The following is a 25,687-nucleotide window of genomic DNA, read 5'->3' on the forward strand; positions in this document are numbered from 1 at the left end:
TGTCCCTTACCCGGCGCGGGCGGCCCGCTTCAGCCGAGTTTGGGACATCAGGTGTCCCTTACCCGGCGCGGGCGGCCCGCTTCAGCCGAGTTTGGGACATCAGGTGTCCCTTACCCGGCGCGGGCGGCCCGCTTCAGCCGAGTTTGGGACATCAGGTGTCCCTTACCCGGCGCGGGCGGCCCCCTTCGGCCGAGTTTGGGACATCAGGTGTCCCTTACCCGGCGCACGCGGCCCCCATCAGCCGAGTTTGGGACATCAGGTGTCCTTGCCCGGCCGAGGACGGACACGCCCGGTCCGTCGAGTCGCACGACTCCCCCGTCGACGCGGCGCTCGCCCCACCCGAGCAGTTCCGCGCCCGAGAGACCGCCGACGAAGGTCGCCACGGGGACCTCGGCGATCCCGTCACCGAAGGCCGCGACGACGACGACTCCCTTGCGGGACAACGAGATCCATCGATCGGTTTCGTCGAAGTCGATGGTGACGTCGTCGATTCGTTCGGCGGCTGGCAGGCGCCGACGGAGCGCGATGAGCGCCCGGTGGTGGGCGAGCAGGCGGGCGTGGTGACCGGCCCCGGATTCGTCCCAGCGCAGCACGCTCGCATCGCGCGTGGCCTCGTCCTGCGGGTCCGGGATGTCCTCGGCAGCCCAACCATGGGCCGCGAACTCCGCACGCCGCCCCGTCCGCACCGCCTCGGCGAGCGCCGGGTCGTCGAAGTCGCTGAAGAAGCAGAAGGGGGTCGAGGCGCCCCACTCCTCCCCCATGAAGATCATCGGCGTGAACGGGGACAGCAGGTAGAGCGCGGCTGCCGCCGCCTGCCGGGCGGGGTCGACCCCCGCGCTGATCCGGTCACCCGTGGCCCGATTGCCGACCTGGTCGTGCGTCTGGAGATAGGCGACGAACCTGGCTGCGGGCACCTGCTCGGGGTCGACCGGCGCACCCCACGGCCGCCCGCGGAAGGTGGACATGCGCCCGTCGTGGAGGAACACCTGTCCGAGCACCTTCGCCAGGACGGACATCGGGCCACCGTCCGGCCATGCCTGGGTGCCCCCACCGAAATCGGCGTAGTAGCCCTGGAGTTCTCCGGTGGCGACGACGTGCAGCGCGTGGTGCACGTCGTCCGCCCACTGCGCACTCATCCCCAACCCACCCCGGCCGGTCGGCGTGATCATCACCGTGTCGTTGAGGTCCGACTCGGCGATGAGCGTCAGCGGGCGCCCGAGCTCCCCCTCGAGGCCCGCCACGGCGTCGGAGATCTCGGCGAGCACGTGCCGCGGTGAGGTGTCGACGAGTTCGTGGACAGCGTCGAGCCGCAGCGCGTCGAGGTGGAAGTCGCGCAGCCAGCGGACGACGTTGTCGACGATCCAGCGTCGGACACCGTCGCTGCCGGGCTGGTCGAGATTGACGGCCGGTCCCCACGGCGTGCTGTGTGCGTGGGTGAAGTACGGCGCGTAGCGCGCGAGGTGGTTGCCGCTGGGGCCGAGGTGGTTGTGCACGACGTCGAGGCAGACACCGAGCCCGCGGGCGTGGCACTCGTCGACGAACGCCTGGAGTGCGGCCGGCCCACCGTACTGGTCGTGGACCGCGTAGGGCAGGACGCCGTCGTAGCCCCAGCCCCAGCGCCCGGGGAAGGCTGCCACGGGCATGAGCTCGACGACGTCGACGCCGAGGTCGACGAGGTGGTCCAGGCGCTGCGTCGCGGCAGCCAACGTGCCCTCCGGCGTGAAGGTGCCGATGTGGAGTTCGTAGATCACCCCACCGAGCGCGCCGGCGCCGCCGCGAGGCCCGGACCAGTCCGCGTCGCGCCACGGGTGGGCCGAGGGATCGAACCAGCGACTCGGCCCGTTCACCCCGTGCGGCTGCCAGGCGCTGCGAGGGTCGGGGAAAGGACCTTCACCGTCGACGACGAAGGCGTAGTCGAACGGGCCGTCGCCACGGGGGTCTCCGGGCCAGGTCCACCAACCATCGTCGGCGCGGTGGAGCGGCTCGCGGTGGGCAGCATCGGGCCCGAGCGCCAGTTCCACGGAGTCGACCGCGGGCGCCCAGACGGCGATGTCGGCGCCAGCGGCGTCGTGTCGCACGCTCATGCCGGATCCTGAAGGACGAGGAGGGCAACCGGTGCGGCGCCGAGCACGGCCGCGACGACGGTCGGGCCGGTGACGTGGAACTCGTTGTCGGAGAGGACATCTCGCCACACGCCGGGCGGCAGGTCGAGGGTGGCGTCTCCCCAGCCGCCGCGATCCGCCAACCGACTCGCGAGGCGCGTGACGACGGCGACGACGCGCACGTCCGCGGGCTCGCTGCCAGCGCCGCGACCGACGGCCACGACGTGATCGGTCGTCGCGGGCACCGGTGTGTGGCCCGAGCCGGCTCCGATGAACCACTCGGGGTGGGCACGGCGCAGGCGCAGGGCCGCCGCCGTCAGGCGCAGTTTCTCGTCGGAGAGGTCCGCGGGGGAGCCTCCGGCGTCGAGTGATTCGAGCCGCGCAGCGAGGGCAGCGTGATCGACCAGGCGACGGTTGTCCGGGTCGACGAGCGAGAGGTCGAGCGCCTCACACCCCTGGTAGACGTCGGGCACCCCCGGCAGGACGAGTTGCAGGAGCTTCTTCCCCAGGACCGTGGCCCGCACGGCCTCGGCGGTCTCGTCGAGCCACTCCGCCAGGGCCGCGTGCACGGCCCCGTCCTCCGAGACCTCGTCGACGAAGGCGGCCACGGCCCCCTCGTACGCCCCGTCCGGATCCGTCCAGGTCGTGTGGCGCTTGGCCTCGCGGACCGCCTTCGTCACGTAGGCGTCGAGCCGGTCGCGGGTCAACGGTCCTGCGCCGACGATCGTCTGCCAGATGAGGTACTCCGTCGCCGGGTCGAGACCCGCCGGCCGATGTGGTGTCGCCAGGTCGCGCACGCGGGACACCCAGGCACGCCAGGCGTCGGGCCGCTCGGAGACGACGGCGAGGCGGGCCCGGACGTCCTCGGAACGCTTCGTGTCGTGCGTCGAGAGGCACGTCATGGTGTCGGGGTGCGTGCCGTGCCGCTGCGCCGCCGAGGCGTGGAAGTCCGCGACGGAGCAGCCGAACCGGCCAGGGTCGCCGCCAACCTCATTGAGTCCCACGAGGCGCAGGTATCGATAGAAGGCGGTGTCCTCGATCCCCTTCGCCATGACCGGCCCGCAGGTCTGCTGGAAGCGGACCACGGCCTCGGCAGCCGACGTCGCATCCGCCCCGTGTGCGCGGCCGGCGAGGACCTCGACGGTGTCAGCGAGCACGCCTGAGAGGTCATCTCCTGAGGCGGCGAGAGCGCGGGCCGCACGGCTGCGGGCGGCCTCGAGCACGGCGGCGGCCTCCCCGCTCGCGGGCACCCCCGGGCGGACGTAGGCCCGATAGCGATCCATGGCGACGAGCAGGGCGCCCAGCACGGCGTGCAGGTCGGCCACCGAGTGCTGCGGCAGCACCCGTGCGATCACCCGGACGAGGCGCGCCACCTCGGCCGCCTGCCCGTGGGCCACGATGTCCGCCTTGGCCGCGTCCACGAGGTCGGCCAGCACGGGGCTCTCCCCCGTGATCTCGGCGACCACGTCCGTGAGCGGCTGGGCACCGTCGGGATCCACGAACAGCGCGCTGAGATCCCGCAGCGTGTCGTAGCCGGTCGTGCCGGCGCACGGCCACGTCGTAGGCAGCCGTTCCTCGCCCTCGAGGATCTTCTCGACGACGACCCACGCGCCGTCGGTCACCTCCGCGAGCCGCTCGAGGTAGCCCTCCGGGTCGGCGAGGCCGTCCGGGTGATCGATCCGCAAGCCGTCGATGACACCCGCGCACAACAGATCGACGAAGAGCGCGTGCGTGGCGTCGAAGACGGTCGGGTCCTCGACCCGGATGGCGACGAGGCTCGTGACGTCGAAGAAGCGCCGGTGCGTGAGTCGCTCCGCGCCGTCGCGCCAGTGCGTGAGCAGGTGGTGCTGCGATCGGACGAGCTCGGCGATCGGCAGACGCTCGGTGCCGGGCCGGATCGGGAACTCGTGCTCGTGGTAGCGCAGGACCGTCTCGTCACCGGCTGCTCCCCCGTCGGGGGTCACGACAAGGTCACCGGCGGCGAGGACGTCGGCGAGCGGCGCCCCGAGCACGGGCAGGAGCACGCGGCCGTCCTCGCTGTCCCAGTCGACGTCGAACCAGTGCGCCACCGGCGACTCGCGACCCTCCTTCAGCAGCGACCACCACTGCCGGTTGAGGTGCGCCGGGGTGGGCGCGGCCATGTGGTTGGGGACGACGTCGACGATCAGCCCCAGACCGTGGTCGTGCGCGGTCGCGGCCAGCGCATCGAGCCCGGCCCTGCCGCCCAGTTGGTCACTGATCCGCGAGTGGTCGACGACGTCGTAGCCGTGCGTCGACCCGGGCGCCGCCTGGAGGATGGGCGAGAGGTAGAGGTGGGTGAACCCGAGCGCGGCGAGCCGTGGCACGGCCCGCGCCGCATCGGCGAAGGTGAAGCGCGGCTCCAACTGGAGTCGGTACGTGGACGTGGGCGTCATGGGTCTCTCCTCCTGCCTCACCACCTTGTCAGGTCCCTCAGCCGTGCGCAGACCCGCTCGGCGGCCGCTCGGAGGTGACGAGGCCGCAGCGCAGCAGGACGATGCTGCGTCCCGCGACGGTGAGCGTGGACTCGGGCGCGTGGGTGCCGGGGTCGACGATCTCGGCCGCGGTGTCGATCTCGAGCACCCACTCGGCGCCGTGGTCCTCACCGGGCAACTGGAAGGCGACGTCGTCGTTGTCCGCGTTGATGAGCGCCAAGAAGTGGTCGTCCCGGATCGGCTGACCCCGGTGGTCCGGCTCGTGGATGGCCTGCCCGTTGAGGAAGATCATCAGCGAGCGCGCCTCGTGGTTGCTCCAGTCCTCCTCGCCCATGTGGGTCCCGTCGGGGGCGAACCACTCGATGTCGTGGACGTCGCTCTCGCCGCCGTGGTCGGCCGCACCGGCAAAGAAGCGACGGCGCCGGAAGACGGGGTGCTCCTTGCGGAGGGTGACCAGACGCCGCGTGAAGGCCAACAGGTCCTCGTCGGCCTCGTCGAGGTCCCAGTTGACCCACGAGATCTCGTTGTCCTGGCAGTAGACGTTGTTGTTGCCCCGTTGGGAGCGCCCGAGCTCGTCGCCGTGGGCGAGCATCGGCACGCCCTGCGAGAAGAGAATGGTGGAGAGGATGTTGCGCTGCTGGCGGCGGCGCAGGGCGAGGATCTCCGGGTCGTCGGTCTCCCCCTCGACGCCGCAGTTCCACGAGCGATTGTGGCTCTCGCCGTCGTTGTTGCCCTCGCCGTTCGCGTCGTTGTGCTTCTCGTTGTAGGAGACGAGGTCGGCGAGCGTGAAGCCGTCGTGGGCGGTGACGAAGTTGATCGAGGCGAAGGGCTTGCGGCCCGAGTGTTCGTAGAGGTCCGACGAACCCGACAGTCGCGAGGCGAACTCGCCGATCGTCGAATACTCGCCGCGCCAGAAGTCGCGCACGGTGTCGCGGTACTTGCCGTTCCACTCGGTCCACAGGGCCGGGAAGTTCCCGACCTGGTATCCCCCGTCGCCGACGTCCCACGGCTCGGCAATGAGCTTGACCTGGCTGACGATCGGGTCCTGCTGGACGAGGTCGAAGAAGGCCGAGAGCTTGTCGACCTCGTGGAACTGACGGGCCAGCGTGGCCGCGAGGTCGAAGCGGAAGCCGTCGACGTGCATCTCGGTCACCCAGTACCGCAGCGAGTCCATGATGAGTTGGAGCACGTGCGGGTTGCGCATGAGCAGCGAGTTCCCCGTGCCCGTCGTGTCGTAGTAGTGCGCCGGGGCGTCGTCCACGAGGCGGTAGTAGGCGGCGTTGTCGATGCCGCGGAAGGCGAGCGTCGGCCCGAGGTGGTTGCCCTCGGCAGTGTGGTTGTAGACGACGTCGAGGATGACCTCGATGCCAGCCTCGTGCAGCGCCTTGACCATCCCCTTGAACTCGAGGACCTGCTGACCGCGCGTGCCGTGCGCCGCGTAGCCGTTGTGGGGCGCGAAGAAGCCGATCGTGTTGTAGCCCCAGTAGTTGCTCAGGCCCTTGTCCTGCAGGGTGAAGTCGTCGACGAACTGGTGGACGGGCATGAGCTCGATGGCCGTCACGCCGAGGGAGCGCAGGTGCTCGATCATCACCGGGTGCGCGATCCCGGAGTACGTCCCGCGGACCTCCTCGGGGATGTCCGGGTGGAGCATCGTCATGCCCTTGACATGGGCCTCGTAGATGACGCTCTCGTGGTACTCGTGGCCCGGCGCGCGGTCCTGCCCCCAGTCGAAGAAGGGGTTGGTCACGACCGACAGGAGGGTGTGGCCGAGACTGTCGAGCCGCGGCAGCTCGGCCTCCGTCTCGGGCGCGGGACCGGCCCCCGACATCGCGGCGGCATCGGCCTGGCTGAAGGTGCCCCCAGCCTCCTTCGCGCGCGGGGCGAAGGGGCCGAGCGCGGATTCGACCGGCCGGTCCATGTCGTAGGAGAAGAGCGAGGGGTCGTAGGTCATCTCCCCGTCGATCGCCTTCGCGTACGGGTCGAGGAGGAGCTTGCTCGGATCGCAGCGGTGGCCATGGCGCAGGTCCCAGGGCCCGTGGACGCGGAAGCCGTAGCGCTGCCCGGGCTGGACGCCGGGGATGTAGCCGTGCCAGACGAAGCCGTCGACCTCGGGGAGCGCGATCCTCGTCTCGGCACCGTCGTCGTCGATGAGGCACAGCTCGACGGCGTCGGCGACCTCGGAGAAGACGGCGAAGTTCACGCCGGTGCCGTCGTACGAGGCGCCGAGCGGATAGGCGCTGCCAGGCCAGATCTCCAACACACACATCCTGAGTCGTGGGCGCGCCATGATCCGGGTGAGCGGGGCGCTGGGGTGAGCCGGCCGCGTGATGCGGCCGGGGGACGAAGGCGCCCTCGGCTTCGACTGGTTCACTGCGAACGGTTCATCTTCGCCAATCGGGGGGCCACTGGCAAACATCCGAACAAGCGAGGACCCCCGCGCCCGTCGGGCGCGAGGGTCCTCGCGGTGGTCACCGGCGCAGGGCCGGCGGGGTCGCTCAGAGGCCGAGGTCGCGGCCGATGAGCTCCTTCATGATCTCGTTGGTGCCCGCCCAGATCTTGTGGACGCGGGCGTCGCGCCAGGCGCGGGCGACGCGGTACTCGTTCATGAAGCCGTAGCCGCCGTGCAACTGCACGCACTCGTCGAGGACGGCGCACTGGACCTCGGCGGCCCACCACTTCGCCTTCGCCGCGTCGACCGCACTGAGCTGGCCCTCGGAGTGGGCGACGATGCAGTCGTCGATGTAGGCGAAGCTGACCTCGACCTTGGTGACGAGCTCGGCGATCTTGAACTTGTTGTGCTGGAAGGAGCCGATCGGCTGACCGAAGGCCTTGCGCTCCTTCGTGTAGGCGATGGTCTCGTCGAGGATCTGCTTGGCGTTGGCCAGGTTGGCGATGGCGTTGCCGAGACGCTCCTGGGGCAGCTTCTGCATCATCGCGATGAAGCCCATGCCCTCGGGGCCGAGGAGACGGTCGCCGGAGACCCGGACGTTGTCGAAGAAGAGCTCGGAGGTGTCCGACTCGGGCTGGCCCACCTTGTCCAGCGGCTGGCCCTTGGTGAAGCCCTCGTCCTCCTTCTCGAGGACGAAGAGGGAGATGCCCTTGGCCCCCTTCGACGGGTCCGTGCGGACGGCCACCACGGCCAGGTCGCACTGGTGACCGTTGGTGATGAAGGTCTTGCTGCCGTTGATGATCCAGTCACCGGAACCGTCGTCCGCCTTGACCGCAGTGGTCTTCAGCGAGGCGAGGTCCGAGCCGCCGGAGGGCTCGGTCATGCCGATGGCGAGGATCTTCTCGCCGGTGACGACCCCGGGGAGCCAGCGCTGCTTCTGCTCCTGGGTACCCATGGCGACGATGTAGGGCGCGGTGACGTCCGAGTGGATGCCGAAGCAGGAGGCGGTGGCGGCGTTGAACGCGGCCAGCTCCTCGGCGAGGATCGCGTTGAAGCGGTAGTCCTCGATGCCGGCGCCGCCGAACTCCTCGGGGATGGCGAGGCCGAAGAAGCCCTGCGCACCGGCCTCGAGCCAGATGTCGCGCGGAATCGTGTGCTCACGGATCATCTCGTCGGCGCGCGGCTTGAGCGTGCGCTCGACGAACTCACGGACGGACTTGCGGAAGGACTCGTGGTCCTCGTCGTAGATGTTGCGAAGCATGACCTGTACCTGTCTGAGGGGAACTAAGCGCTTGCTTAGTTTCGCGGACCTGAGGCATGCTGTCAACGTGTCCGACGCCTCACTGATGACTCGCCTCGCGGAGACGAACTCCGACGCCGCCCTCCGACTCATGGAGGCCGCGGCCAACGCCTTCGCCGAGAAGGGCTTCCCGGCGACGACGACACGGGACATCGCGAGCCGCGCCGGGCTGAGCCCCGCCGGGGTCTACGTCCACTTCTCCTCCAAGGAGGAGCTGCTCTTTCAGCTGAGCAAACACGGCCATGAGATCGCCCGGGACCTCCTCGCCGAGGCCGCCTCCGCCGCGAACAGCCCGACGGAGGCCCTGCGCGACATCGCCTCCGGCTTCGCCCAGTGGCACGCCGAGCACTACGTCATGGGCCGGATCGTGCAGTTCGAGTTCCGTCATCTCACCGACGAGCACCGCGACGTCGTGCTCAACCTCCGCAAGGAGATCGACCGCGTCGTGCGCACCGTCCTCGCCGACGGCGTCGCGACCGGCGAGTTCGACGTGGATGACGTGCCGGGCACCGCGCTGGCCATCCTCTCCCTCGCCGTGGACGTCGCCCGCTGGTACTCCCCCGAGATCACCCGCACGCCCGAGGTCATCGGTCGGTCCACGGGAGATTTCGCCCTGCGGCTGGTGCGCGCGCACTGACGTCGTAGCGTGGCCGCCATGACGTGGCAACGCAGCTCCCGGCAGTTCCTCGCACTGGACGCCGCCGAGGTGTGGTCCGTGGTGGCCGACGTGCGCCGGTGGCCGCAGTGGTGTCGTGCCATCGGGGGCGCCGACATGGATCTCCCGGCCGGGGCACTCGCGACGTCGGGGGCGACCGGCCGCTACGTGCCCGCCGCGGGCTGGGCCGGCGCCCTGCACTCCCGGACGGCCCCACCACTGCGTGTCGTCGAGGTCGTCGACGGCCGCCGGCTCGTCATCGAGCAGCCCAACCCCACCGGCGTCATGCGCGTCGAGTGGGACGTCGAGCCCTCCCACTCCCCCGGCGACGGCGCCGGGTGCGTGTTCCATCAGCGCGTGACGTCGAGCGGACCGCTGACGCCGGCCGTCGTCCTCGGCGCCGCGGGGCCGATCGCCGCCGGGTTCGCCGAGGACGTCGCGCGCCTCCACGCGCTCGTGCGGCCTCCGGCGCCCGCGACATCAGTCGCACCAGAATCGTCAGGGACGCCACGGACGAAGGTGGTCATCGCCGGCGGCACCGGCAGCCTCGGGCGCGCCCTCGCCTCCGACCTCACGTGCCGCGGGCACGAGGTCGTGCTGCTGACGCGATCGCCCCGCGCGGACCTCCCCTACCGCCAGGTGATCTGGGACGGCGAGCACCAGGGCGCGTGGACGGCCGAGCTCGCGGAGCCCGAACGCACGTCACTGATCAACCTCGCAGGCGAGCTCGTCGACGCCCGCCCGACCCCTGAGAACATCGCCCGGCTGCGGGCCTCGCGCGTCGCCCCGACCCGCGCGCTCGTGACGGCCAGCCGCGCCCTCGATCGCCCGCTCCGACACTGGGTGCAGGGGTCGACGACGGCCATCTGGTCCGACGCCGGCGACGTCCGGCTGGTCGAGTCCTCCCCCCTGCCCGTCGGATCCGCCGCGCTGCCCCAGATGACCGGCATCGCGCAACCGTGGGAGGAGGCGAGCGACGCGGCGAACACCGACCACCTCGTCCTTCTCCGGACCTCGATCGTGCTCCAGCAGGGCAACCCGGCACTCGTGCGCCTCAGCCAACTCACCAGGGCCGGCCTCGGCGGGCGGGTGGGGTCGGGGCAGCAGTGGTTCAGCTGGATCCACATCGACGACTGGCTGCGGATCGTGCGCGGCTGCCTCGGGCTCGAGCCCGACCTGCCCGTGCCCGGAGGCGTGCTCGTCGCCGCGAGCGACGTCCCGGTGCGCAACCGCGACCTCATGGCGTCACTGCGCCGCCACCTTCGCCGGCCCCCGGCACCGCCGACACCCGATGTCCTGTTGCGCGTCGGCGCGGTCGTGCTGCGCAGCGACCCGGCTCTGGGACTGACGGGACGGCACTGCACCTCGCAGGTCCTCGACGGGCTCGGCTTCACCTTCATGTATCCGACGATCGACGACGCGCTCGACGACCTCCTCACCTGAGCCAGGAGACGGGATGCGTGCGTTTGCCGCCATCGTGCCGCCCACCGGGGCGCACGCGGACCTCGAGGAGTTCCTCGCGTCGCGCCGGGAGGTGGAGCCGGGACTCCGCTGGACGCCGTCGTCACTCTGGCACGTGACGCTGGCCTTCATGGCCGAGGTGCCCCAGGACCTGATCTGGGACGTCGTCGACGGAATCGGCGAGGTTGCCAGCGCGGCCGCGCCGATTCCGTTGCGGCTCAAGGGCGCTGGCGTCTTCCCGTCCACCGACGAGGCACGCGTGGCCTGGATGGATGTGCACCCCGAGGCCGTCGACGGGCTCGCCGCGCTGACGGGTCTGGCGCTGGAGTCTCGCCGGGCCGCGCATCGGATCGGGGTCTCCCCCGCAGAGGGGGGCTACCGGCCCCACCTCACGTTGGCGCGATCGCGTCGCCCCTTCGAGGCCACCACGTGGTTGCGCGTCATGCAGGGGTACGACGGTCCGCTCTGGTCTGCGGACGAGGTGACCGTCTTTGTCTCCCACCGGGGAGAAGGAAGGGGCAGACCGCACTACGAACCCGTGGCGGCCTGCCCCCTCGGCGCGACGATCAGTCGCGAGTGAGCTTCCGGTAGGTGACGCGGTGCGGACGGGCCGCATCCTCGCCGAGCCGAGCCACCTTGTTCTCCTCGTAGGCGGCGAAGTTGCCCTCGAACCAGTACCAGGCGGACGGGTTCTCCTCGGTGCCCTCGTAGGCGAGGATGTGCGTCGCCACGCGATCGAGGAACCACCGGTCGTGGCTGATGACCACGGCGCAACCGGGGAAGTTGAGGAGCGCGTTCTCCAGCGAGCCGAGCGTCTCGACGTCGAGGTCGTTGGTCGGCTCGTCGAGGAGCAGCAGGTTGCCGCCCTGCTTGAGGGTCAGCGCGAGGTTGAGGCGGTTGCGCTCACCACCGGAGAGCACGCCGGCCTTCTTCTGCTGGTCCGGACCCTTGAAGCCGAACTGCGACACATAAGCCCGCGAGGGGATCTCGACCTGGCCGACGATGATGTGGTCGAGCCCGTCGGAGACGACCTCCCACAGTGACTTCTCCGGGTCGATGCCTGCGCGGGACTGGTCGACATAGGAGATCTTCACGGTGTCACCGATGTCGACCGTGCCGCCGTCCGGCTCCTCGAGCCCGACGATGGTCTTGAAGAGGGTCGTCTTGCCGACACCGTTCGGGCCGACGACACCGACGATGCCGTTGCGCGGGAGAGTGAAGGAGAGACCGTCGATGAGCACGCGGTCGTCGAAGCCCTTCTTGAGGTCGGTCACCTCGATGACCTTCGACCCCAGGCGCGGGCCCGGCGGGATCTGGATCTCCTCGAAGTCGAGCTTGCGGGTGCGCTCGGCCTCCGCGGCCATCTCCTCGTAGCGGTTGAGTCGCGCCTTGGACTTGGTCTGGCGACCCTTGGCGTTCGAGCGGACCCACTCGAGCTCCTCGCGGAGGCGCTTGGCGAGCTTCTGGTCCTTCTTGCCCTGGATCTGGAGGCGCTCCTCCTTCTTCTCCAGGTAGGTCGAGTAGTTGCCCTCGTAGGGGTAGAGGCGACCGCGGTCGACCTCCGCAATCCACTGGGCGACGTTGTCGAGGAAGTAGCGGTCGTGCGTGACGGCGATGACGGCACCGGGGTATAAGGCCAGGTGCTGCTCGAGCCAGAGGACGGACTCGGCGTCGAGGTGGTTGGTGGGCTCGTCGAGCAGGAGCAGGTCCGGCTTCTGGAGGAGCAACTTGCAGAGCGCGACGCGGCGGCGCTCACCACCGGAGAGGACGGTGACGTCGGCGTCCGGCGGCGGGCAGCGGAGGGCGTCCATGGCCTGCTCGAGCTGGGAGTCAAGGTCCCACGCGTCAGCGTGGTCGATCTCCTCCTGGAGCTTGCCCATCTCCTCCATGAGGGCGTCGAAGTCGGCGTCCGGCTCGCCCATCTCCTCGGAGATGGCGTTGTAGCGGTCGAGCTTGGCCTTGATCTCGCCAGCGCCCTCCTCCACGTTGCCGAGGACGGTCTTCTCCTCGTTGAGCGGCGGCTCCTGCAGGAGGATGCCGACGGTGGCGCCGGGCGACAGCCACGCCTCACCGTTGGAGGGCTGGTCCAGCCCCGCCATGATCTTGAGGATCGTCGACTTGCCGGCGCCGTTGGGGCCGACCATGCCGATCTTGGCTCCGGGATAGAACGACATGGTGACGTCGTCCAGGATGACCTTCTCGTTGTGCGCCTTGCGCGCCTTGGTCATGACGTAGATGAACTCGGGCATGGGGGCAGGCTATCGACTCACCGCCCCCATCCCCGAATCCTCCGGCGCCCTACCCCGAGCGCTCGCCCGCTCAGGCGTCGACGGTCTCGGGAACGGCCCCCACATTCCACGGGTCAGGGGTCGAGGCGGCCTCACCGTCACCGACCACCTCGTAGTCGTCCTCGTCCCCACCGGGCTGCGCCCGTTGCTCCATGGCGGCCTGCACGTTGGGGTCCGAGAGCCGGTCGGTCGGGTCGGTCACGGCACGGACGACCTTCTCGAAGGTGGTCGTGCCCCTGGCGAGGTCGTGCCCGACGTGCTGGGCATCGATCTCGACGCTCGTCCCGTAGCTCTCGTCGTCGCGCTGCCACTGGTTGACGCGCTGACGCCCGTAGACGATGACGGGGTCCCCCTTCTCGAGGCTCGCGGCGACGTTCATCCCCAGGGCCCGGAACGCCGTCACGTTGTAGTAGCTCGTCTGCACGTCCTCCCACGCACCCTGGGGGTTGCGGCGCCGGATGGTCGACGCCACTCGGAAGGAGGTGAAGGGGGCACCCGCCTTCGTCACGCGCGACTCGGGGTCGGCCACGACGTTGCCCCGGATGGTCACCAGGTTTTCGTTCATCTCCATGCTCCTCTGCTCTGGCCACCACGCCGGTGGATGGATCCACCGTGACGCGCCGCGGCCGTGCCCGGGAGGGCACGGCCGCGGCTGTGGACGAGGAGGTCGCCGGAGGAGGAGCTGTGGGCGGTCAGGCCTGGGCGCGCTCCAGGGAGCGGCGCGTCTTGGCGTGCCGGACGAGCACCTCGCCCACCGGAGCGATGATCTGTTCCTGGGCCACCTCGGAGATCGCCGAGCGCAGCCGGCGGTTGATCGCCGCGCCGCGACGGCGCGCCCCAATCCCCGCCATCCAGCGGGCGATGGCCGCCAGCAGCAGGCCCAGCAGGACACCGCCCACCAACAGCACGAAGGGGACCGCGAACGGGCCGACCTCGGGCGTCGGCAGATCCGGCAACTGGAGCCACCCGGCCGCCCCCAGCAGGACGAGCCACACGAGACCCACCACCGCGGCGAGGGCCAGCAGGATCTGGAGCGCGCCGAGGATCGTCCACCACAGCGGGTTGCGGGCCCGAAGTGGCGTCCGGAGGACGGCGCGGTCGAGCTCGTCGGCCAGCCGGTCACCCGGCGGCGACGCGGCGGCGGCCACCGCGTCGGCCCAGCGGGTCGGCAGACCAGCGGACGCCTTCTCGCCGAAGCGGCGGGAGGCGAGGTCAACGGCCGAGCGGGCCGCGGGCGTGGGCGGCGGGATCGAGGATCGACCGAGCACCGTGCGCACGTCGGCCTCGGTGATCTTCGGGCCACCATCGGCGCCGTCGAGCCTCAGTCGCTTGAGCGGCGAGGCCCGGAAGCCGCGCATCCACCGCGTGAACGGCCAGCCCGTGTGCGCCATCGACTCGAGTCGGAAGTCGCGCTGGACGGCATCGACGACGGTGGGGACGCCAGCGGCCCGCGAGAGGGCATCGACGATCTCACCGTCGGCGAGCTTGGCCACGTCGAGCTCGGAGTCGGCGACCCCGGACCGCATGCGGTCGGCCATCGTGGTGACGTCCGCGCCGAGACGCGTGCGTGCCGCTGCCGCGCCGGCGACCGCGTTGGCCAGGCGCTGGCGCAGCTCGTCGACGCCTCGACCGGTGCGCGCCGACGTGGGGATGACCTGGACGTTCTTGACGCCGTCGGCCGCGAGCAGACGCTTGAGGTCATCGATGCAGGCCCGCACCTGCTCGTCGGTCAGGCGGTCGACCTGGTTGAGCACGACGACGGTCACCGAGTCGTAGTTGCGCATGGCGGCGACGTAGTCGTCGTGCAAGCGCGCGTCGGCGTACTTCTGCGGGTCGGTGACCCACACGAAGACATCGACGAGCTCGAGGACCCGCTCGGCCTCCTGGCGGTTGGCCGTCTCGCGGGAGTCGAAGTCGGGCAGGTCGAGCAGGACAAGGCCGGCAAGTTCGTCGGGCTCGGCCCCCTTCGCGGCCTTGGCGCTCACCTGGTGGCGGGTGCCGACACCGAGCCAGTCGAGCAGTTCGGCGCTCGGCTGGTCACCCCAGATGCCCGCCGTCGGGGTGGACGTCGTGGGGCGGCGGGCGCCGATCGTGGCGACGTCACCGCCGACGATCGCGTTGAAGAGGCTCGACTTGCCGCTGCCGGTCGCGCCCGCGAGCGCCACGACGGTGTGGTCGCCCGTCTGCGAGGTGCGCTCGTGGACCTTGATGAGGATGTCGTCGGCACGCTCGGCCAGCACGGGGTCCCACTGCTCGCCGCCGTGCACGACGGCCTCGGAAAGCCCCTCCGCCCGGTCGTTCAACTGCTGGGCGCTGAGGCCCTCGATCTTGGTCCTGCCCTTGATGAGGGGACTCACGCCGCCGCCTTCACTGCGGCCGCGGCCGCTTCGAGTCGTGTCACCTGTTCGTCCGTCACGTCGTGCTCGTCCACGACGGCGTCGTAACGGTCCTGCTCCGCCGAGTAGAGCTCGCTGACGTGGTCGAGCAGGATCTGGCGCGCCCGAGCCGCCATCTCGCGCACGGCCTGGTCGCCGAACATGGCCTCGAGCACTCGCTGCGCGAGTACGGTCGTGCCGCCGGCGATGCCGATCTCGGCACCGACGAGCCCGCCCGTGGAGGCGAAGGCCACCAGCATGAGGAACAGGCCGATGCCGTTGATGCCGAAGGCGGCGATGCGCGCGTTGGTGCGGCGCCCCTGGCCCTCCGTGCGGACGATCTCGAGCACCTCGCCCTGCCACTCGCGCACGATGCGCTCGAGCTCGGGACGCAGCCGGGACGACGACCGGGTCAGGTCCGGACGGGCCTCGAGCAGGCCGGGACCCGACTCGGTGGCGCGCCATTGGCGAGCGGTCTCGCTCGCGGCGCCGTCGGCGCGGGCCTCGACCAGTTCGGCGATGCCGCTCTGGAGGGCCTCGCCGAGGTTGTCCTGGGCCTGCGGTTGGGGCTGTCCGCGCAGGACGGCGGTGACGCGGTCGCGGACCTTCGAGACACCGGCGTCGATCTTCCTGAAGAACTCGCCGGTCCCGACGAACTCCTGCCAGCGGGCGAGGACCTCGCCGCGCAGCAGGGCGCCGTCCTCCATGCCCTGCTTCACACCGATCTCGGCGTCGAGGTAGGCCGCGGCGGCCGCCTTCCGCAGTCGCTCGCCCTCCTCCTGCTGGAGTCGGGCGGCGGCAACGAGCTCGTCGGTGCGGGAATCGAGCGAGCGGAGGGCGCCGGTCAGGGTCTGCTTGATGACGACGGAGCGCGCACGCGAGTCGCCGGCGAGGGCCGTCAGCCACGAGCGGAGCCGGTTGATGTCCTCTTCCGGAAGGAGTCCGTCATCGCCGAGCTCGACCTCGGGGATGTTGAAGACCGGGGACGTCTCAAGGCCCTGATCGCGCAGCATCTGCGACAGGTGCGGGCGGACCTCGGCGATGACCTCGCGGTCGACGCGGTCGAGGACGATCGCGACGGCCGTGCCGCGGTCCGAGGCCTGCTTGAGCAGGTCCCACGGGACGGCGTCGGCGTAGCGCGCGGCGGTGGTGACGAAGAGCCACAGGTCGGCCGCGGACAGCAGCTGCTTGGCGAGCCCGCGATTGGCCGCGACGACCGAGTCGATGTCGGGCGCGTCGAGCAGCGCCATGCCCGGCGGCAGCGCCTCGGAGGTGACGAGGCGGACGGTGCCGGGGTCGCCTTCCTCCGTCTCGTGGCCCGTGACTCGGGCGAGCTCGGGCAGGATCCGGTGGTCCTCGAACCACTGCGCATCCTTGGCGTGATGCACCAGGACCGGGCTCGTCGTCGTCGGCCGCAGGACGCCGGAGGCACTCACCTCACGGCGCAGGATCGAGTTGACGAGGGTGGACTTGCCTGCTCCGGTGGAACCCCCCACGACGGCAAGCAGCGGCGCCTCGATGGAGGCGAGCCTGGGCAGGACGTAGTCGTCGAGCTGGTGGAGGAGGCTCGCACGATCCGTCTTGGCGTCGGCTGTGCTGGGGAGGTCGAAGGGCAGCTCGACAGCTTCGACCTCGTCGCGGAGAGCCTGGACACTGGACAGCAGGCGTGCTGTATCGAGGTCTTGACTCATGCGGGCGAGTTTATCCGCCGCGGAGCGTCGCGCCGGACGAGGCGGGACGGGAGCGCCCGCGTGTCGCGGCTGCGGCAACCGCTCGCGGCGCCAGCTGGAGGATCAGGTTGGGCGAATCAGGTGGGCGAATCAGACGGCGCAGGCACGGGCCGGTAGCGCAGGGCGACCGCCCCCGACCGGAACTCGCGACGGTCCACCGGATCGAGCCGGAGTCGCTCGCGCAGACCGGTGAGCAGCGTCGGCCCGTGTCCGGCGACGACGGGGTGGACGACGAACGTGTACTCGTCGATGAGGCCCAGGTCCGCCAGGGCCAGAGGCAGCGTCACGCCGCCCAGGGCGAGACCGGCGCCCGGCTCCTGCTTGAGCCGGCGCACCTCCTGCGCCAGGTCGCCGCGCACGAGCTCGGCATTCCAGTCGACCGCGCCAAGGGTGCTCGAGACGACGTACTTCGGCATGGCGTCGATGGTCTCGGCGAAGGGGATCTCCCACTCGCTCATCCAGTCGGGCCAATCGCCGGCCACGGGCCGCCGCCAGGCCGGCTCCATCATCTCGTAGGTCACCCGGCCGTAGAGCAACGCGTCGGCGCGTCGCAGCTCGGCGGTCCAGTAGGCCATCGACTCCTCGTCCGGCGGCAGTCCCGCCTCGTGGTGGCAACACCCGTCGAGACTGACGTTGATCGCGTAGCGGAGCGGTCTCATCTCGGCACTCTCCCTCCGGACACGCGTGGCGCGGCAGCCGGGCCGACTGTCGAGGGCGCCCCCGGCAGGACTCGAACCTGCGACCTAGAGATTAGAAGGCTCTTGCTCTGTCCAGCTGAGCTACGGGGGCCGGCCGTGAATGGCGCGGCCCCAGTGTAGGTGAGCGCGGGCCTCTGCCATGATCGGCTCGTGGTCGCCGAGGTGCAGGTGCGCGAGGCACCCGTCGTCGACGACGCCGGGCTGCTCGACCTGCTCGACGACGGCGAACGGGAGCGCGCCCATCGTCGCCGCGAGCCACTCCCCTTCGTCGCCGCCCACGCGCTGCAGCGCCGCACCCTCGGGGACATCCTCGATGCCGACCCGCGAGGGCTCGCCTTCGAGCGACGCTGCACGACCTGCGGCAGCGACACCCACGGCAAGCCCAGCATCGTGGGCCACGAGGGATGGTCCTTCTCGCTCTCGTACACCCGTCAGCTCGCCGTCGTCGCGGTGACCCAGGCCGGTGCGGTCGGGATCGACACCGAGGAGGTCGCCGAGACGGACTTCGCGACCTACGACCGGGTCACTCTCGCGCCCGAGGAGGTCGCTGCCTTCGCGGGCCGCCGCGGCGCGGCCCTGCTCAACGCCCGCGCACGGATCTGGGCCCGCAAGGAGTCGGTCCTCAAGGCCACCGGGCACGGCCTCGTCGTCGACCCCACCGACATCGTCGTGTCCGGACCCGCCGAGGTGGCGTCGCTCGTCGACTGGCGCGCGACGGAACCGGCACCGGCTGCCGTGCAGATGCTCGACGTGCCGCTGCGGCACGCGAGTCACCTCTGCGCCGTCAGCGTCCTGACCGACCTCCCACTGGCGCTGCGGCCCGTGATCAGACGAGCGCCTGGCCGGTGAACTCCCGGCGCCGCGCCGTCAGGGAGTCGAGCAGGATGCGCTCCGTCGCCAGCGCATGGTCGTCCGCCGCGCTGTGCGACATCCTCTTGCGCAGGAGCGCCAACTCGCTGGCCGAGTCCTGGAAGGCCCGCATCGCCCTGAGTGCCTGAGCTCCGCCGTTGAGCTTGGCCCATGCGTTGGCCTCCCGACGGTGACGCATCTGCGAGAGCATCGCGACCTCACCGCGGGAGAGCCAGCCGGCGTCGACATAGGGGTGCAGGTACTGGGCGATGAGTCGGCCCTCCCGGGCCCGCGCCCAGAGGACGAGGGCGAGGAAGGCGAGGAAGAGCGGGAAGCCGACGAGGGCGTAGCCGGCCACGAAGCCCTGTGCACCCGAGACGGCCGACAGGTTCCAGGCGCCGTGGGCGAGGACGGCCAGCGTCCAGCCGATCACCGGCGCCGCGACCTTCGGCAGCCACGTGCGTGACGTCGCGGCGACGCCGATGCCAGCCCCGGTGAGGATCGTGAACATCGGGTGGGCGAAGGGGCTGAGCAGGCCGCGGGCGAGGAAGGTGCCGGCAAACATCTCCGGGCCGCCCTCGGTGAAGGCGTGCGCGAGGTACTGGATGTTCTCGGTGAAGGCGAAGCCGGCGGCCGTGACGCCGCCGTAGACGAGTCCGTCGGTCAGGCCGTCGAACTCGCGGCGACGCAGCCGCCAGACGAGCAGGACGAAGAGGCCCTTGAGCGACTCCTCGACGAGGGGCGCGATCGCGACGGCGGTCGCCGACCGCGCCGACGTCTGGTCGGTCGCCGACTCGAAGACGATGAGCGCGCCGGTGTTGAACAGCGCGGCGACGAGGGCGGCGATGAGCGCGCCCCACAGGAAGGCGGTGATGAGGTACTTCTTCGGCTCCGCCTCGAAGCGGTCGAGCCACAGGAAGGTGGGGATGACGATGCCCAGCGGCAGGGCCGCGAAGAGGAGGCCCAGCGGGAAGGCGACGACGCCGAAGGTTGCCCCGTAGTAGGCCGTGAGGACGAGGGCCGCCAGCGCGAAGCCAGCCGACACGAGGCCGGTCAGGAGCCAGCCTCGGAGGAGGGGCCGGCCCGTGGGGTTCGCACGCGCGACTGCCGTCTCGTAGGCGGGGTCGTAGGGCGCGACGCGGGTGTCGGGCACAGTCATGCGTCGAAGGCTATACGGAAGCGGACTCCCCCGTTCCCCTAGAGTGGCGGGCGTGACAGCCCCCTTCACCGACCGTGCCAAGACCGACTGCATCGTCTGGATCGACTGTGAGATGACTGGTTTGTCGCTCACCGACGACGCGCTGATCGAGGTGGCTGCGCTCGTCACCGACTTCGAACTCAACCAGCTCGGCGACGGCGTCGACGTCATCATCCGGCCGCCCGCCGAGGCGATCGAGCAGATGAACGACTTCGTGCGGGAGATGCACACGACCTCCGGTCTGCTGGCGGAACTCGAGCACGGCGTGACGATGGAGGAGGCACAGCAGCTCGTCCTCGATCACATCCGCGAGTTCGCTCCCGAGGCCGGCAAGGCCCCGCTGGGCGGCAACACCGTCGGCACCGACCGCGGCTTCCTCGCTCGCGACATGCCAGAGCTCGAGGCGCACCTGCACTACCGGATCATCGACGTCTCCTCGATCAAGGAGCTGTCGCGCCGCTGGTACCCGCGCGCCTACTTCAACTCCCCCGAGAAGTCGGGTGGCCACCGGGCCCTGGCGGACATCCGGGAGTCCATCGCCGAGTTGCGGTACTACCGCGAGGCCGTCTTCGTCCCGCAGCCGGGGATCGACTCGGCGACCGCTCGCAAGCTGGCCGAGCGGCACGTGGTGACGCACCCCGACGCCTGACTCGGCAGGTGGCAGGCCCACCCCGAACATGACGAACGGCCCCGGAGAGATCCGGGGCCGTTCGCGTTCTGCCTGGGGTGAGTGACGGGACTTGAACCCGCGACCACCGCGACCACAACGCGGTGCTCTACCAGCTGAGCTACACCCACCATGAAACGAGGCCGACACCGCTTTCACGGGCCGGTCTCCTTCAGCGCGGACCATCGTACCTGCTCCGACACCGTGCTCGTGACCACCCCTCATCCATCGCCCGGAGAGACCCGTGAGGCACGATGGGGAAGTGACCCGAGTCGAGACCATGCCCCGGACCATCCGCCCCACGATCGCCCTGCTTGCTGCCCTGGTGCTGTTCGCTGCGACGCTCGCGACCGCCGGACCGGCCAGCGCCCACGCGCGGCTCGTGTCGTCCTCCCCCGAGGACGGCGCGCACCTCACGGCGGCGCCCGTGCAGATCATGCTCACCTTCAGCGAGCAGATCGGGACGTCCTTCGCGACGGTCGAGATCACCAAGGGCGGCACCAGCGCCGCGAAGGGGAAGCCGCAGGTCGAGGGCTCCCGGGTGTTCCAGGAGGTCGACCCGACGATGGCCGAAGGGGACTGGGAGGTCTCCTATCGGGTCGTGAGCGCTGATGGGCACCCGATCAGCGGCACCTACTCGTTCGTCCTCGGGGAGAGCGACGGCGCCAGCGACGACAGCGTCTCCTCGTCGTCCTCGCCCACGAGTGCCGAGTCCAGCACGTCGACCACGAAGCCCAGCAGCACGACGACCACCACGTCGGAACCGACGACGTCCGAGCCGACCACCTCGACGACCGGGTCGTCCACCACCGAGGCCGTGCCGCCGACGACCGCTCCGAGCACGTCGTCATCGTCGACGACCGCTGCGGCACCCAGCGGTGACGAGGACGCGGGGAGCGACATCCCCCTGCCGTGGTTGGCTGCCGCCCTCGCGGCGCTGCTGGCCATCGTCGCGGCCCTTCTCCTGCTCGCTCGCCGGCGTCGTCGCGACCGCGAATTCGACGACTCCTTCGGGCCTCGCGGCGAGGGCTCCTACGGCCGTCCGATCGACGACTGATCGCGACCCCGAGGAGCGAGCACCCCTCCGGCAGCGCCGATTTCGCGCCGGGCCGCCACTGGTGCTACTGTCTCTCCTCGCGCGCCATTAGCTCAATTGGCAGAGCAGCTGACTCTTAATCAGCGGGTTCGGGGTTCGAGTCCCTGATGGCGCACCGAAGACGAAGGCCGGATCGCTCGCGATCCGGCCTTCGTCATGTCGCCACCGACCCCTCCAGCGGTCCCACGGCCTGAGACCGCCGCCGCCCGACGCGCCCCCGCGGCGTCCCGTGTGATCCACTGGAGTCATGACCTCCACCGCTCAGGCTTGGCGCGCGCAGATGCCCGTGCGCGGCAGCCTCCTGCGGTATCGCTGTCGCGCCTGACCACGTCCGGCCGCCCGGAACCCCGGGCCCCCGCGTTGCACCGCGACGCCACCGCACGCCGACAGCCCCTTGGCCACCCCCGCCCGACGCACCTTCGGCGGACCGGCCGCGCACCACCCGGAGACCTGGAATGACCCTTTCGTCCGCGACCCGCACACCGGGCATCTCGCACTTCACCCCCACCCAACTGCTGCGCACCGCTCACCTCTTCGCCCGCGACCCGGACCTGGCCGATCTCGTCGGCCTGGACCCGACCGAACGCCGCCGCCACGAGTTGGCCTCAACCCGTGACCTGCAGATGTGGCTCATCTCGTGGCCCGTCGGCGCCACCACCGGCTGGCACGACCACGGCCCGTCCAACGGCGCCTTCGTCGTCGTCCGGGGCGCCCTCACCGAACGCACCCGCGCCGGTGGTGTCGGCGAGGAGGAGTTCCTGCCCTCGCAGGGGTCCGCCTTCGCCTCACCTCACGTCCACGAGGTGATCAACCTCGGCGGCGGCCCGGCGTTCAGCGTCCACGCCTACTCCCCCGCACTGGCGGACCAGACGAGCTACGACCTCGTCGACGGCCACCTCGTGGCACGGGACTGAACGGGCGCACATGACAAAGGGGACCGCGCACGTGCGCGGTCCCCTTCGTCATGACCTGCGGATCAGGCGCGGCTGCGCCGCCAGAGGCCGAGGGCGATCAGGACGACACCGGCGGCGCCGAGGGCGACGATCCGGTCGGTGCGCGGCTCGCCCGAGGGCGTCGTCGTGGCCGCAGCGAAGCGGGCCCGGGCGTTGGCCTTCTGGCGGTTGGCGATGGCCTTCGGCGTCGCCTGACGTGCGAGCTCATCGACGGTGCGGGCCAGCCGCTCCCGGCTCGCGGCGATCTCGGCCTCGAGGGCGGCGATGGACGGATTGGCTGAACTCATGCGTCGTCTCCGTTTCGGTCCAGCCCGAGGTCGCGCCGCAGTTTGGCGACATGCCCCGTGGCCTTGACGTTGTACCAGGCGTGGGCGATCTTGCCGTCCTCGTCGACGACGAAGGTCGAGCGAATCACTCCCTGGACAACCTTGCCGTACAACTTCTTCTCGCCGAAGGCGCCCCACCGCGTGAGGACCTCCTTCTCCGGGTCGGACAGGAGCCGCAGCGTCAGCCCGTCCCGGTCGCGGAACTTCGCGAGCTTCTCCGGCTTGTCCGGCGAGATGCCCAGCACCTCGTAGCCGTCCTCGCGCAGGGACGCGAGCGAGTCGCTGAAGTCGCAGGCCTGCTTCGTGCAGCCGGGGGTCATCGCGGCCGGGTAGAAGTAGACGATGACCTTGCGGCCGCGCAGCTCCGAGAGGGTCACGTTCGCACCCGTGTCGTCGGAGAGGGTGAAGTCCGGGGCGACATCCCCGGGACTCAGTCGTTGCGTCACGCGGGACTCCTGATGGTGTCGTCGTGGCCGATTCGCCTTGTCGCAAATCGTTTGCACTAAAGTGGTTGAGCGTCTCCGGCCAACCTATCCCAGCCGGGCGCACCGACGACCAGGAGAGCACTCGTGCACGTCCCCGACGGCTTCCTCGACGCCCCGACCTCGCTGGGCACCGCCGTGGTCGCCGCCGCCGGGATCGGCCTCGCCCTGCGCGGCGCCCGCAGGGAATTCGACGACCGGGCCGCACCGCTGGCGGGCCTCGTCGCCGTCTTCGTCTTCGCGGGACAGATGATCAACTTCCCGGTCGGGGCCGGCACCTCGGGGCACCTGCTCGGTGGCGCCCTCGCCGCCGTACTCGTCGGCCCGTGGACCGCGACCCTGTGTCTGTCGTGCGTCCTCATCGTGCAGGCCCTCGTCTTCGCCGACGGTGGGATCACCGCGCTCGGCACCAACATCACGCTCATGGGGATCGTCGCCGTGTGGGCGGCGTGGGCGACCTTCCGGCTGGCGCGGCGCGCTCTCCCCCGACGGATCTCGTCGGTCTCCGCCGCAGCGGGCATCGCCGCCTTTGTCTCGGTGCCGGTGACGGCGGCCGCCTTCACCCTCCTCTACGCCATGGGCGGGACGGCGCCGATCGACCTGGGCACGTTGATGACGGCCATGCTCACGTGGCACGTGCTCATCGGCCTCGGCGAGGCCGCGATCACGACGCTCGCGGTGAGCAGCATCGCCGCCACTCGCCCCGACCTCGTGCGCGGCGCCGCGGACCTCACGGCCGCCCGCGAACTGACCATCCGCACGGGAGCCCCGGCATGATCGCGCCGACCCCGACCCGCCGCCCGTCCACGCGGACCGTGGTCCTCGTCGGACTCGCCGTGTGTGTCCTGCTCGCCGCGGGGCTGTCGTGGTTCGCCTCGAGCAGCCCGGACGGGCTCGAGCACGTCGCCGAGAGTCTGGGGTTCGCGAGCACGGCCGGCGACCACGCCGCGGCCGACTCGCCGCTGGCCGACTACGCCGCGAAGGGGGTCGACGGTCCTCTGTCGAGTGCCCTCGCCGGCATCGCCGGCATCGCCCTGACCGGCGCCCTCATGGCCGGGGTCCTGTGGTTCGTCCGGCGCGGGTCCGACCGTCGCGGCTCCGAGCGTTCCTGAGATGGGCGCCCCGCACGGACACACGCTGCACTTCCACGGGCACTCCCCCGTCCACCGGCTCCCGGCGCACATCAAGATCGTCGCCCTGCTCACCTTCGTCCTCGCCGTCGTCCTGACGCCCCGCGACGTGCCGTGGGCGTTCGCCGTGCACCTGGGTCTGCTGCTCCTGGTCATCGCCGTCTCGCGCGTCCCGCTCGCCCACCTGGCACGCCGGATGATCGTCGAGACCCCCTTCGTCGTGTTCGCCCTGCTGCTGCCGGTCATCGCCACCGGCCCGCGGGTCACCGTGGGGCCGGTCACCTTGTCGGAGGCCGGCCTGCTCGCGGCCTGGGGACTTCTGGCGAAGGGGACCCTCGGCGTCCTCGCGTCCCTCGTCGTCGCCTCGACGACCGAGGCACACGACCTCGTCGCCGGGCTCGAACGCCTGCGACTGCCGCCCCAACTCGTGCAGATCCTCGCCTTCATGGTCCGCTACCTCGACGTCGTGACCGGGGAGATGCGGCGGATGGCCCTCGCCCGCGCAGCCCGGGGCTTCGTCGCCAGCAACCCGCGACACTGGCCGGTCGTCGCGTCGGGCGCCGGCGCCCTCTTCATCCGCTCCTACGAACGCGGCGAGCGCGTCCACCTGGCGATGCTCTCGCGCGGCTACGACGGCGGGATGCCGGACACCGGTGCGGCCGCGGCACACCCCGTCGGCGCACTGCCGTGGCTCCGGGGGATGGCCGTGTCCGGCGCCGCGGCGCTGACCGCCGTCACGGCACTCACGATGGCGGCCGGGCGATGACGACTCCCGTCCTCGACGTGCGCGGACTGGCCCACGCCTACCCGGACGGCCACCAGGCCCTCTTCGGCGTCGACCTGCATGTCCACCGCGGCGAACGCGTCGCACTCCTGGGTCCCAACGGCGCCGGCAAGACGACCCTCGTCCTCCACCTCAACGGCATCCTCACCGCGGGTGCCGGCTCGGTGAGCGTCTCCGGCCTGCCCGTGACGAAGGAGAACCTGCTCGAGGTCCGGCGCCGCGTCGGCGTCGTCTTCCAGGACCCCGACGACCAACTCTTCATGCCGACGGTCCGGCAGGACGTCGCCTTCGGCCCCGCCAACCTCGGGCTGCGCGGCGCCGCCCTCGACGAGCGGGTGCACGAGGCGCTCGCCGCCGTGGGCATGACCGACTTCGTCGACCGCCCGCCGCATCACCTGTCGTATGGCCAACGTCGGCGCGTCGCGGTCGCCACGGTCCTGGCCATGGAGCCGGAGATCCTCGTCATGGACGAGCCGAGCTCCAACCTCGACCCCGCCTCGCGGCGCGAGCTCGCGGAGATCGTCGAGGCCCTCGACGTCACCGTCCTCATGGTCACCCACGATCTGCCGTACGCGCTCCAGCTCTGCGAGCGATCCGTCGTGCTCGCCGGCGGCATCGTCGCCGCTGACGGTCCGACCGCGGCCATCCTCGGCGACGCCGATCTCATGCGCGCGAACCGGCTCGAGCTGCCCTACGGCTTCGACCCGGCCTCGGTGCCTGCTCGCACGCGTCGCTGACGCGGCAAAGCACA

Annotated in this window: 23 protein-coding genes and 3 tRNA genes; 12 read left to right on the top strand and 14 right to left on the bottom strand. The window is 70.9% G+C overall.

What is annotated here, in order from left to right; translation table 11 throughout:
- Positions 1-203: 203 nt before the first annotated feature.
- From treZ to ACQBAS_RS08415, 4 genes are all read right to left on the bottom strand, one after another.
- Positions 204-2,084, bottom strand: a complete 1,881-nt coding sequence (gene treZ, locus ACQBAS_RS08400) for a malto-oligosyltrehalose trehalohydrolase (protein ID WP_427383352.1) — start codon at positions 2,082-2,084, stop codon at positions 204-206.
- Positions 2,081-4,516 (bottom strand): malto-oligosyltrehalose synthase, encoded by a 2,436-nt coding sequence (treY, locus tag ACQBAS_RS08405; RefSeq protein ID WP_427383353.1) that lies wholly within the window; start codon positions 4,514-4,516, stop codon positions 2,081-2,083. Before treY ends, treZ begins: the two co-directional genes overlap by 4 nt.
- Positions 4,517-4,553: 37 nt before the next feature.
- Positions 4,554-6,812, bottom strand: coding sequence for a glycogen debranching protein GlgX (gene glgX, locus ACQBAS_RS08410; protein ID WP_427383354.1), 2,259 nt, complete (start codon positions 6,810-6,812; stop codon positions 4,554-4,556).
- A 238-nt stretch (positions 6,813-7,050) separates the two neighbouring features.
- On the bottom strand, positions 7,051-8,205 hold the full coding sequence (locus ACQBAS_RS08415) for an acyl-CoA dehydrogenase family protein (protein ID WP_427383355.1): 1,155 nt from the start codon (positions 8,203-8,205) through the stop codon (positions 7,051-7,053).
- Positions 8,206-8,272: 67 nt separating this feature from the next.
- Between ACQBAS_RS08415 and ACQBAS_RS08420 the strand changes: the two genes are divergently transcribed.
- Genes ACQBAS_RS08420 through thpR form a run of 3 tightly spaced genes read left to right on the top strand, consistent with a single transcriptional unit; the run spans position 8,273 to position 10,940 of the window.
- The gene (locus ACQBAS_RS08420) at positions 8,273-8,881 is read left to right on the top strand and encodes a TetR/AcrR family transcriptional regulator (protein WP_427383356.1); all 609 of its coding nucleotides are present in this window, start codon (positions 8,273-8,275) and stop codon (positions 8,879-8,881) included.
- Between the two features lie 18 nt (positions 8,882-8,899).
- Positions 8,900-10,342, top strand: a complete 1,443-nt coding sequence (locus ACQBAS_RS08425) for an NAD-dependent epimerase/dehydratase family protein (RefSeq protein WP_427383357.1) — start codon at positions 8,900-8,902, stop codon at positions 10,340-10,342.
- A 13-nt stretch (positions 10,343-10,355) separates the two neighbouring features.
- Entirely contained in the window at positions 10,356-10,940 is a 585-nt protein-coding gene (thpR, locus tag ACQBAS_RS08430; RefSeq protein ID WP_427383358.1) for an RNA 2',3'-cyclic phosphodiesterase, read from the top strand.
- Here thpR and ettA read toward each other — a convergent pair.
- From ettA to ACQBAS_RS08460, 6 genes are all read right to left on the bottom strand, one after another.
- The gene (ettA, locus tag ACQBAS_RS08435) at positions 10,927-12,609 is read right to left on the bottom strand and encodes an energy-dependent translational throttle protein EttA (RefSeq protein ID WP_427383359.1); all 1,683 of its coding nucleotides are present in this window, start codon (positions 12,607-12,609) and stop codon (positions 10,927-10,929) included. The two genes, thpR and ettA, sit on opposite strands and share 14 nt — an antisense overlap.
- 70 nt (positions 12,610-12,679) lie before the next feature.
- A complete protein-coding gene (locus tag ACQBAS_RS08440) occupies positions 12,680-13,213 on the bottom strand; it encodes a single-stranded DNA-binding protein (protein ID WP_427383360.1) in 534 nt (177 codons plus the stop codon).
- Positions 13,214-13,340: 127 nt separating this feature from the next.
- Positions 13,341-15,005, bottom strand: a complete 1,665-nt coding sequence (locus ACQBAS_RS08445) for a YfjP family GTPase (RefSeq protein WP_427383361.1) — start codon at positions 15,003-15,005, stop codon at positions 13,341-13,343.
- On the bottom strand, positions 15,002-16,714 hold the full coding sequence (locus ACQBAS_RS08450; RefSeq protein WP_427383362.1) for a dynamin family protein: 1,713 nt from the start codon (positions 16,712-16,714) through the stop codon (positions 15,002-15,004). Before ACQBAS_RS08450 ends, ACQBAS_RS08445 begins: the two co-directional genes overlap by 4 nt.
- A 116-nt stretch (positions 16,715-16,830) precedes the next feature.
- The gene (locus ACQBAS_RS08455; RefSeq protein WP_427383363.1) at positions 16,831-17,412 is read right to left on the bottom strand and encodes a dihydrofolate reductase family protein; all 582 of its coding nucleotides are present in this window, start codon (positions 17,410-17,412) and stop codon (positions 16,831-16,833) included.
- Between the two features lie 56 nt (positions 17,413-17,468).
- Positions 17,469-17,542: transfer RNA gene (locus ACQBAS_RS08460), tRNA-Arg, on the bottom strand.
- 59 nt (positions 17,543-17,601) lie between these two features.
- Here ACQBAS_RS08460 and ACQBAS_RS08465 point away from each other — a divergent pair.
- Complete coding sequence (locus ACQBAS_RS08465) at positions 17,602-18,300, top strand: 4'-phosphopantetheinyl transferase family protein (protein ID WP_427383364.1); 699 nt, start codon at positions 17,602-17,604, stop codon at positions 18,298-18,300.
- Here the strand turns inward: ACQBAS_RS08465 and ACQBAS_RS08470 are convergent.
- On the bottom strand, positions 18,278-19,459 hold the full coding sequence (locus ACQBAS_RS08470) for a PrsW family intramembrane metalloprotease (RefSeq protein WP_427383365.1): 1,182 nt from the start codon (positions 19,457-19,459) through the stop codon (positions 18,278-18,280). The genes ACQBAS_RS08465 and ACQBAS_RS08470 overlap by 23 nt on opposite strands.
- A 112-nt stretch (positions 19,460-19,571) precedes the next feature.
- Here ACQBAS_RS08470 and orn point away from each other — a divergent pair, with 112 nt between their 5' ends.
- Positions 19,572-20,147, top strand: coding sequence for an oligoribonuclease (gene orn / locus ACQBAS_RS08475; RefSeq protein WP_427385607.1), 576 nt, complete (start codon positions 19,572-19,574; stop codon positions 20,145-20,147).
- A gap of 73 nt (positions 20,148-20,220) precedes the next feature.
- Here the strand turns inward: orn and ACQBAS_RS08480 are convergent.
- Positions 20,221-20,296 (bottom strand) — tRNA-His (locus ACQBAS_RS08480).
- A 131-nt stretch (positions 20,297-20,427) separates the two neighbouring features.
- Here ACQBAS_RS08480 and ACQBAS_RS08485 point away from each other — a divergent pair.
- The 3 genes from ACQBAS_RS08485 (at position 20,428) to ACQBAS_RS08495 (ending at position 22,175) form a co-directional block, all read left to right on the top strand.
- Positions 20,428-21,222, top strand: a complete 795-nt coding sequence (locus ACQBAS_RS08485) for a copper resistance CopC family protein (RefSeq protein WP_427383366.1) — start codon at positions 20,428-20,430, stop codon at positions 21,220-21,222.
- An 81-nt stretch (positions 21,223-21,303) separates the two neighbouring features.
- Positions 21,304-21,376: transfer RNA gene (locus ACQBAS_RS08490), tRNA-Lys, on the top strand.
- Between the two features lie 340 nt (positions 21,377-21,716).
- Positions 21,717-22,175, top strand: coding sequence for a cysteine dioxygenase (locus tag ACQBAS_RS08495; protein ID WP_427383367.1), 459 nt, complete (start codon positions 21,717-21,719; stop codon positions 22,173-22,175).
- 62 nt (positions 22,176-22,237) lie between these two features.
- Here ACQBAS_RS08495 and ACQBAS_RS08500 read toward each other — a convergent pair whose 3' ends face one another.
- Entirely contained in the window at positions 22,238-22,501 is a 264-nt protein-coding gene (locus tag ACQBAS_RS08500; RefSeq protein ID WP_427383368.1) for a DUF3618 domain-containing protein, read from the bottom strand.
- Entirely contained in the window at positions 22,498-22,986 is a 489-nt protein-coding gene (gene bcp / locus ACQBAS_RS08505) for a thioredoxin-dependent thiol peroxidase (RefSeq protein ID WP_427383369.1), read from the bottom strand. The genes ACQBAS_RS08500 and bcp overlap by 4 nt, the downstream gene beginning before the upstream one ends.
- 123 nt (positions 22,987-23,109) lie before the next feature.
- Between bcp and ACQBAS_RS08510 the strand changes: the two genes are divergently transcribed.
- From ACQBAS_RS08510 to ACQBAS_RS08525, 4 genes are read left to right on the top strand one after another with little or no spacing between them, the layout of a single operon-like run.
- Positions 23,110-23,799: an energy-coupling factor ABC transporter permease gene (locus tag ACQBAS_RS08510; protein WP_427383370.1), complete on the top strand. Its 690-nt coding sequence runs from the start codon at positions 23,110-23,112 to the stop codon at positions 23,797-23,799.
- Positions 23,796-24,134, top strand: a complete 339-nt coding sequence (locus ACQBAS_RS08515; protein WP_427383371.1) for a PDGLE domain-containing protein — start codon at positions 23,796-23,798, stop codon at positions 24,132-24,134. The genes ACQBAS_RS08510 and ACQBAS_RS08515 overlap by 4 nt, the downstream gene beginning before the upstream one ends.
- Before the next feature lies 1 nt (position 24,135).
- A complete protein-coding gene (gene cbiQ / locus ACQBAS_RS08520; RefSeq protein ID WP_427383372.1) occupies positions 24,136-24,918 on the top strand; it encodes a cobalt ECF transporter T component CbiQ in 783 nt (260 codons plus the stop codon).
- Positions 24,915-25,673 carry an energy-coupling factor ABC transporter ATP-binding protein gene (locus ACQBAS_RS08525; protein ID WP_427383373.1) on the top strand — a complete coding sequence of 253 codons (759 nt, stop codon included), beginning with the start codon at positions 24,915-24,917 and terminating at the stop codon, positions 25,671-25,673. The genes cbiQ and ACQBAS_RS08525 overlap by 4 nt, the downstream gene beginning before the upstream one ends.
- Positions 25,674-25,687: the final 14 nt, after the last annotated feature.

Source organism: Janibacter zhaoxuefangae (genome assembly GCF_050271985.1).
In the GTDB taxonomy this organism is placed as follows: Bacteria; Actinomycetota; Actinomycetes; order Actinomycetales; family Dermatophilaceae.

Bases quoted from the DNA above. Each gene is read 5' to 3' on its own strand.
- treZ (WP_427383352.1), bottom strand. From the start codon at position 2,084: ATGAGCGTGCGACACGACGCCGCTGGCGCCGACATCGCCGTCTGGGCG.
- treY (WP_427383353.1), bottom strand. From the start codon at position 4,516: ATGACGCCCACGTCCACGTACCGACTCCAGTTGGAGCCGCGCTTCACC.
- ACQBAS_RS08415 (WP_427383355.1), bottom strand. From the start codon at position 8,205: ATGCTTCGCAACATCTACGACGAGGACCACGAGTCCTTCCGCAAGTCC.
- ACQBAS_RS08425 (WP_427383357.1), top strand. From the start codon at position 8,900: ATGACGTGGCAACGCAGCTCCCGGCAGTTCCTCGCACTGGACGCCGCC.
- thpR (WP_427383358.1), top strand. From the start codon at position 10,356: ATGCGTGCGTTTGCCGCCATCGTGCCGCCCACCGGGGCGCACGCGGAC.
- ettA (WP_427383359.1), bottom strand. From the start codon at position 12,609: ATGCCCGAGTTCATCTACGTCATGACCAAGGCGCGCAAGGCGCACAAC.
- ACQBAS_RS08440 (WP_427383360.1), bottom strand. From the start codon at position 13,213: ATGAACGAAAACCTGGTGACCATCCGGGGCAACGTCGTGGCCGACCCC.
- ACQBAS_RS08450 (WP_427383362.1), bottom strand. From the start codon at position 16,714: ATGAGTCAAGACCTCGATACAGCACGCCTGCTGTCCAGTGTCCAGGCT.
- ACQBAS_RS08455 (WP_427383363.1), bottom strand. From the start codon at position 17,412: ATGAGACCGCTCCGCTACGCGATCAACGTCAGTCTCGACGGGTGTTGC.
- ACQBAS_RS08470 (WP_427383365.1), bottom strand. From the start codon at position 19,459: ATGACTGTGCCCGACACCCGCGTCGCGCCCTACGACCCCGCCTACGAG.
- orn (WP_427385607.1), top strand. From the start codon at position 19,572: ATGACTGGTTTGTCGCTCACCGACGACGCGCTGATCGAGGTGGCTGCG.
- ACQBAS_RS08495 (WP_427383367.1), top strand. From the start codon at position 21,717: ATGACCCTTTCGTCCGCGACCCGCACACCGGGCATCTCGCACTTCACC.
- ACQBAS_RS08500 (WP_427383368.1), bottom strand. From the start codon at position 22,501: ATGAGTTCAGCCAATCCGTCCATCGCCGCCCTCGAGGCCGAGATCGCC.
- ACQBAS_RS08515 (WP_427383371.1), top strand. From the start codon at position 23,796: ATGATCGCGCCGACCCCGACCCGCCGCCCGTCCACGCGGACCGTGGTC.
- cbiQ (WP_427383372.1), top strand. From the start codon at position 24,136: ATGGGCGCCCCGCACGGACACACGCTGCACTTCCACGGGCACTCCCCC.
- ACQBAS_RS08525 (WP_427383373.1), top strand. From the start codon at position 24,915: ATGACGACTCCCGTCCTCGACGTGCGCGGACTGGCCCACGCCTACCCG.